The organism is Bacillus sp. SIMBA_074 (assembly GCF_046534555.1).
Classification (GTDB): domain Bacteria; phylum Bacillota; class Bacilli; order Bacillales; family Bacillaceae_G; genus Bacillus_A; species Bacillus_A mycoides.
On record NZ_JAWRYM010000793.1, the window covers coordinates 1 to 257 of the forward strand.

Here is a 257-nt window from a genome sequence, read left to right on the forward strand (position 1 = left end):
GCGGTCGAGCGCGTGACCCGCGTCCTGAAGGAGGAGCGCGACATCGTCATCGCGTCGCCGGCTCTCGAGGCGACGCGGTTCGAGGTCGAGGGGATCGACTGGACGTACGTGTTCTACGAGTCCGGGCTCTCCATCAACCTGCTCTGGACGGTCGCCGACGCCGGAAAGCGCGCGGTCGGCTTCAAGCTCTCCGACGGCATGGAGGTGCCGGAGGAGCTGTCCGCCTTCAAGTTCGCCCGCCAGAAGTCGAAGCTCGC

The 257-nt window shown here is 67.3% G+C and carries 1 pseudogene; it reads left to right on the forward strand.

What is annotated here, in order from left to right:
- Nucleotides 1-257 (forward strand): annotated as a pseudogene (locus SB773_RS32935) (phage tail protein); the annotation flags it as partial.